The sequence below is a fragment of the Syntrophotalea sp. genome, assembly GCF_050253115.1.
GTDB classification, from domain to species: Bacteria; Desulfobacterota; Desulfuromonadia; order Desulfuromonadales; family Syntrophotaleaceae; genus Syntrophotalea; species Syntrophotalea acetylenica.
In genome coordinates, this window is sequence record NZ_JBFWJQ010000095.1 from 1 (window position 1) to 9556 (window position 9556).

A 9556-nucleotide genomic window follows, 5' to 3' on the forward strand; every position below is an offset into this window, starting at 1 on the left:
GACCGATGCGGATGTGGACGGATCGCATATTCGAACCCTGTTATTGACATTTTTTTTCCGACAGATGCCGGAGTTGATTGAACGAGGGTATCTGTATATAGCTCAGCCGCCTTTGTATAAAGCAAAACGAGGAAAAAAGGAATTGTATCTCAAGGATGAAAATGCTTTGGTGGATTATCTGCTTGATGAGGGAGTCGAGGGTGTAACTCTTGAACTTGCAGAAGGTTCCAAAGTGGTGCGCGGAAAGCAGATCATTCCAACTTTACGCAACATTCTGGAATATAATCACCTTTTTGACAAGATGGTACTAAAAGGGGTTAACAGTGAAATTCTTCGCATTTTCGTGCAAAACCGCATTCGCAACGGTTTTGAGGATATGCTGGACCTTTCACCACTGGTCGATCGCTTGAAGGAAGCAGTCCCACATGCCGATTTCCAGTTGATGAAAGAGCCGGATCGCATTCTGTTTACCCAGGGTAATGTGCGCGCTCGCATCGATAGACAGGTACTGGAAATACTGTCTTCCCACGAGTATCATCTGTTGCATCAGTCCTATCAGAAAATAAAGGAAAATCACAGCAATGGCCGCTGTGTCATTTATCTGGAAGGCAAAGAAGAGACCGTGGTAAATAATTGTCAGGAGTTGCTTGGATATTTTCAGGATCGGGCCCGCAAGGGCCAGTATATACAACGATACAAAGGTCTTGGCGAAATGAACCCGGATCAGTTGTGGGAAACCACAATGGATCCCGAAAAACGGGTTCTATTGCAGGTCAAGGTCGAAGACGCGGTGGAAGCCAACGAAATTTTTACCGTTTTGATGGGTGACCAGGTCGAGCCGCGTCGTGAATTTATCGAAAACAACGCACTCAACGTATCCAACCTTGATATCTGATGAAATCTGGCGCCCACGGCAGGACTGTCCGGCGCAGAGTCCCGGTTTTTCCCGGAGGATAAAAGATGCTATCGGAACAGAACAAGAAAACCGTCAATATAGAAGATGAACTGCGCAAGTCCTACATGGACTATGCCATGAGCGTTATAATCGGCAGGGCTCTTCCGGATATAAGGGACGGGCTGAAACCTGTGCACCGGCGGGTCTTGTATGCCATGCACGAACTGGGTAACGCCTACAATAAGCCATATAAAAAATCCGCACGCGTGGTCGGCGACGTTATCGGTAAATATCATCCTCACGGAGATTCTGCCGTTTACGATACTATCGTTCGCTTGGCACAGGATTTTTCCATGCGCTACCCCCTGGTTGACGGGCAGGGGAATTTTGGTTCTCTTGACGGCGACAGCGCCGCCGCCATGCGTTATACGGAAGTGCGTATGGACAAACTGGCGCACGAACTGCTGGCCGATCTGGAGAAGGAAACCGTCGATTTCGGACCGAACTATGACGATTCACTGCAGGAACCATTGGTATTGCCCTGCAAGTTTCCCAATCTTCTGGTAAATGGTTCCGAGGGCATTGCCGTTGGCATGGCCACAAAGATACCACCTCACAATCTGGGTGAGGTTATAAATGGACTCATCAGCATCATGGATGATCCGACTGTCGACAACCAAGATCTGCTTCGCCTTATACCGGGCCCCGATTTTCCCACGGCGGGCTTTATTCTAGGCAGGGAAGGTATCCGCCAGGCTTATGAAACCGGGCGGGGGATCGTGCATATGCGGGCCCGGGCGCTGGTGGAAAAAGATCGCCGTACCGGTCGCGAAAAAATTGTCATTACCGAAATCCCCTATCAGGTCAATAAAGCCAAGTTGATCGAAAAAATTGCCGAGCTGGTAAAAACCCGTAAAATTGAAGGCATTTCCGATCTTCGCGATGAATCGGACCGTGAGGGCATAAGGGTCGTGGTGGAGTTGAAAAAGGACGTCATTCCCGACGTTATTCTCAATCAACTCTATAAAATGACGGCCATGCAGTCTTCTTTCGGTATTATCATGCTGGCCATTGTCAATGGTCAGCCCCGTGTGCTGAGCCTTCGGGAAGTGCTGGAGCATTTTGTGGATCATCGCAGGGAGATCGTCACCCGGCGCTGCATTTTCGATCTGCGCAAAGCCGAGGAAAAGGCCCACATTCTCGAAGGCTTCAAGATTGCTCTGGAAAACCTGGATGAAGTGATCGCCATAATCAAGCAGTCGGCGAATCCCCGTGAGGCCAAAGAACGCCTCATAATGCGGTTTGCTCTGTCGGATGTTCAGTCCCAGGCGATTCTTGATATGCGCCTTCATCGGCTTACAGGCATGGAACGGGACAAGATTCTCGAAGAATATCGGGAAATTCAGACTCTGATTCAGCGGCTGAAGGAGATTCTTGCCAGCGATGTGGAAATTCTAAATATCATCAAGACCGAGCTGCTTGATATCAAGGATAAATTTGCCGATGAGCGGCGAACTGAAATTGTGGATCAGCGTGGTGACCTGTCACTGGAGGATTTGATTGTCGACGAGGATATGGTGGTAACGGTATCTCATGCCGGTTACATAAAGCGCAATGCCGTGTCTTTATACCGCGCCCAGCGGCGCGGGGGGAAAGGCGTCACCGGTATGCGGCCCAAGGAAGAAGATTTCGTCGAACAGCTGTTTATTGCATCTACGCATTCTTTCGTTCTCGTATTTACCGACGCAGGCAAGGTTTACTGGCTAAAGGTCCATGAGATTCCCCAGGGGGGAAGGGCTTCCCGCGGCAAGGCCATTGTAAACCTTCTGCAACTGGCCAGCGGGGAAAACGTCACCAGTATTCTTCCGGTAAAAGAGTTCATAGAAGATCGCTATATCGTATTCGCTACCCAGAACGGCATTGTTAAAAAGACGGATCTGATGGCTTATGCCAATCCCCGCTCCGGCGGTATTATCGCTCTGACCGTCGATGAAGGCGATCGTCTGGTTTCGACGCGCCTGTCGGACGGTAACATGGATATTCTGCTGGCCAGCCAGAGCGGCAAGGCCATCCGTTTTCCCGAGAAAGAGGCCCGGCCCATGGGCAGGACTTCGCGCGGGGTGCGAGGCATGCATTTGGAGAAAGATGACCGGGTTATCGGCATGGAAGTTGTTTCCGATACCACTGCCGCCACCCTGGTGACTGTTACTGAAAAAGGCTACGGCAAGAGGACCTATCTCGATGAATACCGCCAGCAAGGACGTGGCGGCAAGGGAATCATCACCATAAAAACCTCGGAACGCAATGGGCAGGTTGTCGACATTAAATTGATAAACGACGATTTTGACCTGATGTTCATCACTGATGGCGGCAAGGTTCTGCGCACCCGGGTTGTTGATCTTTCGGTTATCGGGCGTAATACCCAAGGGGTCAGACTGATGGTACTGGAGCCTGGGGAACGTATTGTCGCAGTGGCTAAACTGGCCGAAAAAGAAGAGGAAAATGGAACTGGCGAGATTGAAGAAGAATCTCTTGAAGGAGGAGAAACGGAGAACCCGGAAGACGTGGAATAGCCGGTATTTCTGCCTGACGATTGGTTTATTGGGGTTGCTGACAGCTGTCGGCAGCTGGTATGGATATCGAGCCTGGCAGGAAAAAATACCGGGAACCCTGTTGAGAAGGGCAGAAAAGCTCGTTGAAAAACAACTGTATCAGCGGGCAATAAGTCAGTTGCGCAGCCTTCATGAGCACTATCCCCGCACTGCCGCCGGAGCCAAGGCTTTGTTGCTTGCGGGGGATATCATGCTGTTGCACCTGCACAGGGAACAGGAAGCGCTGCTTGCCTTTCTGCTGGTAGAGAGGGATTACCCTGAAACACCCTGGTGTGATGCCGCACGCAGGCAGGTGGCGGATATCTATAAATACCATCTGAAGGATTACGGTAGAGCTCTGGTGAGTTACCAGAAGATGCTCGACAGTCAAATGCCGCAAACCGATCACATACAGTATGAAATGGCGGACACCTACTTCCGCATGAATAATTTTGAACAAGCGCGTATCGAGTTCGAAATCTTGCTTGCTGATTATCCGCAGAGCAAACTTGTGCCGCAGTCTTTATATCAAATTGGTTCTTCTTTTTTCCTGGAAGGGAAAACAGATGAATCCGAGCAGGTGTTAAACCGTCTCTGTCGGGAATATCCGCAAAATTCCTTTGCGCTGGAAGGTTTTTTTACTCTGGCTCAGGTTCATGAGGAGCGCGGTGATTTGCACAAGGCCCTGCAGATACTCGAGAAGCTGAAGGGCCGCTACGCCAGAAAAGCCATTCTTGACCAGCGGAGCATGCACATCAGGCAGCGATTGAAAAAAAAGAACAAGGCCATCTGACCAGGAGACATGTATGAAAATAGGCGTTATCGGGGCAGGCAGTTGGGGAACCACATTGGCGGACCTGTTGTCAAAAAACGGCCATACGGTAACTCTCTGGGCCTATGAAGAAGATCTGGTTAAGCGCATGCGTGCCAATCGCAAGAATGATCTTTTTCTTCCGGACTTTACCTTGGATGAAAAGCTGGAGTTCACCTCCGAATTGCCCGAAGTCGCCGGCGGCAAGGAAATGGTGGTTCTGGTCGCTCCCTCCCAGGTCATGCGGGCTGTCGTGAGGCAAGCCGAGCCGTATCTGGCAGACAATACCATCCTGGTTTCTGCTGCCAAAGGCATTGAAAACGATACGCTTATGCCAATGTCCGAAGTCCTGCGCGAGATTCTGCCTGCGCATCGTCTTGAAAACACGGCATTTTTATCCGGACCGACCTTTGCCCGCGAGGTGGCGGCTGAAGTGCCTACGGCACTAACCGTAGCCTCGAACGACGAGCGCATAGCCCGATTGGTACAGACTACTTTCAGCTGCCATTATTTCCGAGTCTATCGCAGCAGTGATATTGTCGGGGTGGAACTTGGCGGGGCATTAAAAAACGTCATTGCATTGGCCGCGGGTGTTTCCGATGGTCTGGGCTACGGCTACAATGCGCGCGCGGCGCTCATAACCCGTGGTCTGGTGGAAATGACGCGGATCGGGATGGCTATGGGAGCCCGGGAACAGACCTTTATGGGATTATCCGGAATGGGGGATCTGGTACTGACCTGCACCGGAGACCTTTCCCGCAATCGCAGTGTGGGACTGGAACTGGGCCGCGGGCGCAAGCTGGACGATATACTTTCTGGTATGAAGATGGTTGCCGAGGGGGTAAAAACCACTCTGTCCGCTTATCAGTTGGCTAAAAAGTTGTCTGTAGAGACACCTATAATTGAGCAGATGTACCTGATTTTGTTTGAAAACAAGGATCCACGCGCGGCGGTTTCCGATCTCATGCAACGTTCGCTCAAAGCGGAAATGAACCGATAAGAACGGATAGGAACGCTCGCACTTTTCGGGGGCAGAATGTACACCATCCGGGTCATGACCTATAACATTCACGGTTGCCTGGGGACGGATGGCCGGAGGGATCCGGGCAGGGTACTTGATGTTATCGGCTGCGCGGGACCCGATATTATCGCATTGCAGGAAGTGGACACATTACGGGACGGAGACCAGGTTGCCTGGTTCGGGGAGCGCCTGGCCATGAATTATTACGGCCCCGCCACCCCTGGCGGTAACGCTTTCCTTTCCTATTATCCGCTGCACGGCGTACGCACCATAGAATTGGAGGGCGGCAGCTGCCTCTGTGCGGATGTAAATATCTCCGGCCGCTGCCTGCATCTGTTCAATGTGCGGTTGCATAAGCATCCCGGGGTTAGACGCCGGCAAATCAGGCGTTTGCTCGATGATCGGGATGGGGTCCGGTTTTATTCATCAGGCTGCCCGCTGCTGATGCTCGGCGATTTTGCCGATGTGCTATGGCCCTTCGACCAGGGACTGTTTTTGCCTTGTCTGCGTCCCGCCAAAAGACCCCTGTACAGGGCGACCTTTCCTGCATGGCTGCCGCTGTGTGGGCGGGACCGGGCTTATCTCGGCGGCCAGCTCCGAATCATTGATTCTCGCATATATCGGCACAGTCTGGCACGCAGGGCTTCCAGTCATTTACCGTTGGTGCTGACCGTGCGGGTGGCCGATCCACGCAATTATGTGAAAATAAAGGAACTGAAACACCGAAGAATGGAAATCGCGCCGGGTTAGACACAGCCTGTGGATAAAACTGTTGATGGCGTTGATAAGATACATGAAAAGGCTATGCGGGTGTTGCGATGGGGGTTGTCCGGTGTTGACCGGTCGACCCTTTTTGTTGATTTGACGAGGAGGCAGCATGTCCCGAACGAAACAACGGATGGATGCCATGATGGGGATTTTGGATGTTCTGGAGGATCTTTATCCCGAAGCCCGCTGTGCCCTCGATTTTGCAAATCCCTGGCAGCTGCTGGTGGCAACCATTCTGTCGGCCCAGTGTACGGACCGTCAGGTCAACAAGGTGACAAAAAATTTGTTCTCTCTTTATCCAGGCCCCCGACAGCTGGCTGCTGCGGATCCCGAAGAGGTTGAAGCCGTTATACGCAGTACAGGGTTTTTTCGTAACAAGGCCAAAAACCTGATTGCCTGTGCGGCGCAGGTCGTTAACCAATGTAACGGCCAGGTTCCGCGTCGCATGGAGGAGCTTGTGACATTGCCGGGTGTGGGGCGCAAAACCGCGAACGTGGTGCTGGGTAACGCGTTTGACATACCCGGTCTGGCTGTCGACACACATGTCAAGCGCCTTGTGCGGCGTCTGGGTTGGAGCCGCCGGAGCGATCCGGAAGGCATCGAGTCGGAACTATGCCAGATTCTGCCGCCATCCTGCTGGACCAAAACAAGCCATTTGCTGATCCATCACGGACGACGGTTATGCAAAGCTCAGCGTCCGCTGTGCGACCAATGTCCGTTGCAAGCCGATTGTCCCAGGATCGGGCTGCCTGACATTCACATCAGGAAATAGAGCTCACTCCTCCATGTCCATCTGGAAAAAATCAATGGCCTGGGGCTGCTGCGCTTCCAGAGCGTAACGGGTCGGAGCTGTTCCCGGAGCGAACGCCTCCACAGTCATGGTGGAAGCATCCTCGGGAACCAGAAGTCCGGTAGCCGGATCAATGGGGCGGAATTCGATGCCGTCCGGAACCGGAAAATGTTCGACAGGCTGGTTTTCAAGAGCCTGTCGCATGAACTCGACCCATGCCGGAGCCGCGGCCTTGGAGCCGGTTTCGAGGGGTCCCAGAGACCGCTCCTGATCGTAACCTACCCAGGACACGGCCAGCAGCCGCGGGCCGTATCCGACGAACCAGGCATCTTTCTGATCGTTGGTGGTTCCGGTCTTGCAGGCCACGGGTCTTTGCAGCGCTTTGGCGCGGTAGCCGGTGCCATCCTGCACCACGCTTTCCATCAGGTTGGTAATCAGATAGGCTGTTTCCGGGGAGATCACCCTTCGCGGAAATTGATTGATCAGTGTCTGATCGGGATCGGGTCCTCCGGGAAAATCGGCGGGATCCCGTGATTCCAGAATCCTTCCATGGCGATCGACAACCTTCGTGATGTACACAGGCCGGAGAAGTACGCCACCGTTGGCAAAGACGCAGTATGCCGAGGCCAGTTCCATGGGGGAGACGGCGGAAGATCCAAGAGCTAAAGTCAGATCCCGGTTCAAGGGTGATTCGATACCCAGCTTTTTGGCATAATTGATGGCATAACCCACGCCGATATCCTGCAGCATTTTGATGGTTACCACGTTATAGGATTGTGCCAATGCCTGGCGCAGGGTTGTTACCCCGGTGAATTTTTCGGCATAGTTTTTCGGTTTCCATTCCGTTTCCGTGCCGTCTTCGCCTTTCTGTCGATAGATCACGGGAGTATCGAGCATGATGGTTGCCGGCGTGTAGCCTTTATCCAGAGCGGCTGCATAGATCAGGGGTTTGAACGCGGAACCCGGCAGGCGGCGTGCCTGAATGGCTCGATTGAACTGGCTGCGATTAAAATCGTAACCGCCCACCAGCGCCTTGACCTCACCGGTATGGGGCGCAAGAGCGATGAGAGCGCCCTGTGCGGCCGGCTCCTGGTAGAGGGACAGAGTCATTTCCGTATCGGAGCTTTGCTTGATTTTTACCTGCACCACCGAACCGATCGGCAGAGTGGTGGCGCGCTCCCCGACAAATTTGACTTTCTGACCACGGTCGACGACCCGCAGTTTATGGGCGAGGCCACCCTGGTTAAGGGGAATGATTCCGGTAAAACGACCGATGCGCACAATCGCCCGATGGTCGCGGGAGCCGATGACAACGCCTTCGACCAGAGTTCCGGGCTCCGGTGGCTGTTTGTAGATTGCTTCCTGTTTGGATAAAAATTCGGCTTGCCGGTCGCTGTCGAAAGTCTTCAGGGGGCCACGATAACCGCGGCGGATGTCATGTTGGACAAGGTTGGACCGTACCGCCAGTTGAGCGGCTTGCTGCATGGCCACGTTCATGGTGGTGTAGACTTTCAGTCCGCCGGTATTGAGGACCTCGGTACCGTATCTCTCTTCCAGATATCGACGCACCTGCTCCGTGAAATAGGCCGCTCCGGGAATCTGGCGTTCGTTACGAGGGTGGATCACGACATTTTCCGATACGGCCTTATCCGCCTGTTGTCGCGTGATATAGCCGTCCTCGACCATACGATTCAATACATAGATCTGGCGGGTTTTGGCTTTTTCATAATTGTGAAAAGGGGAATAGCGGCTCGGAGCCTGCGGCAGTCCGGCCAGCATGGCGCTTTCCGCAAGTGACAGGTCGCCGACATTCTTGTCGAAATAATTTTCCGCCGCAGCCTGAACGCCGTAAGCACCGTGCCCAAGGTAGATCTGATTCAGATACAAAAAGAGAATGTCGTCTTTTGACAGGCTTCGTTCCATGCGGCGGGCCAGGATCGCTTCTTTGAATTTGCGGGAAAATTTTTTTTCCGGCGTCAGTAACAGGCTTTTGGCAACCTGTTGGGTAATGGTGCTGCCGCCCTGGCGGATGCCTCCGGCCATCAGGTTTTTGAGCGCGGCGCGCACGATCGAAAAAAGGTCGATGCCGCGGTGCTGATAGAATTTCGAATCTTCCGCGGCGACAAACGCCTGAACCAGTTGCCGGGGTATCCGTGAGATGGGGACGAGAATCCTTCTTTCCTGGGAAAATTCGCTGATGACGGTTTCATCGTCGGCATAGATGGTCGTGACGATAGGTGGGCGATAATCGGACAGGGTGTCGACTTTTGGCAGCGAGGCAGAGACCGACCAATAGGCAACCCCAAGCATCAGGCAGCTTGCCAGAAACAGTCCAAAACAGGCCCACAAAGAGATTTTCAGGATGCGCTTTATATTCATGAGGAAACAGGTCTCCTTGAAAAAATAAGGCCTTTTTATACCATAATCCGACCATGTAGGCCAAATTCTTTACTTCGGGCATCTATCGAAACGGGCCAGAAAAGGGCTTCTGAACTATTTTGGAAAACCCGCGGGGGCGCCGGAAGGGACTTGTTGGGGATTGACTTTCCCAGTTGTCTGTGCTAACCAACCGGAAGATAAAAGGAGAATATCCCATGATTTACCTTTTGGATCGGCGGATGGTTCCGGCACAGGCAGAGCGAGCGAAGAGCAGGGCGGCACAAGGCCGCGCCGGTGCTCG

6 protein-coding genes and 1 pseudogene are annotated in these 9556 nt (G+C 53.0%); 6 read left to right on the forward strand and 1 reads right to left on the reverse strand.

All coding sequences use genetic code 11. The features are described 5' to 3' along the window. From AB7E65_RS09925 to nth, 6 genes and pseudogenes are all read left to right on the forward strand, one after another. Positions 1-895 (forward strand): annotated as a pseudogene (locus AB7E65_RS09925) (DNA gyrase subunit B); the annotation flags it as partial. Positions 896-960: 65 nt separating this feature from the next. Beyond that, positions 961-3468 (forward strand): DNA gyrase subunit A, encoded by a 2508-nt coding sequence (gene gyrA, locus AB7E65_RS09930; RefSeq protein ID WP_072286568.1) that lies wholly within the window; start codon positions 961-963, stop codon positions 3466-3468. Then, a complete protein-coding gene (locus tag AB7E65_RS09935; protein ID WP_428745802.1) occupies positions 3398-4279 on the forward strand; it encodes a tetratricopeptide repeat protein in 882 nt (293 codons plus the stop codon). The genes gyrA and AB7E65_RS09935 overlap by 71 nt, the downstream gene beginning before the upstream one ends. Before the next feature lie 13 nt (positions 4280-4292). Beyond that, positions 4293-5297 (forward strand): NAD(P)H-dependent glycerol-3-phosphate dehydrogenase, encoded by a 1005-nt coding sequence (locus AB7E65_RS09940; protein WP_072286566.1) that lies wholly within the window; start codon positions 4293-4295, stop codon positions 5295-5297. A 36-nt stretch (positions 5298-5333) separates the two neighbouring features. Beyond that, entirely contained in the window at positions 5334-6068 is a 735-nt protein-coding gene (locus AB7E65_RS09945) for an endonuclease/exonuclease/phosphatase family protein (protein ID WP_072286565.1), read from the forward strand. A 127-nt stretch (positions 6069-6195) separates the two neighbouring features. After that, positions 6196-6858: an endonuclease III gene (nth, locus tag AB7E65_RS09950; RefSeq protein ID WP_072286564.1), complete on the forward strand. Its 663-nt coding sequence runs from the start codon at positions 6196-6198 to the stop codon at positions 6856-6858. Positions 6859-6861: 3 nt separating this feature from the next. Here the strand turns inward: nth and AB7E65_RS09955 are convergent, their stop codons facing one another. Further along, positions 6862-9255, reverse strand: a complete 2394-nt coding sequence (locus AB7E65_RS09955; protein ID WP_428745803.1) for a penicillin-binding protein 1A — start codon at positions 9253-9255, stop codon at positions 6862-6864. Between the last annotated feature and the right edge of the window lie 301 nt (positions 9256-9556).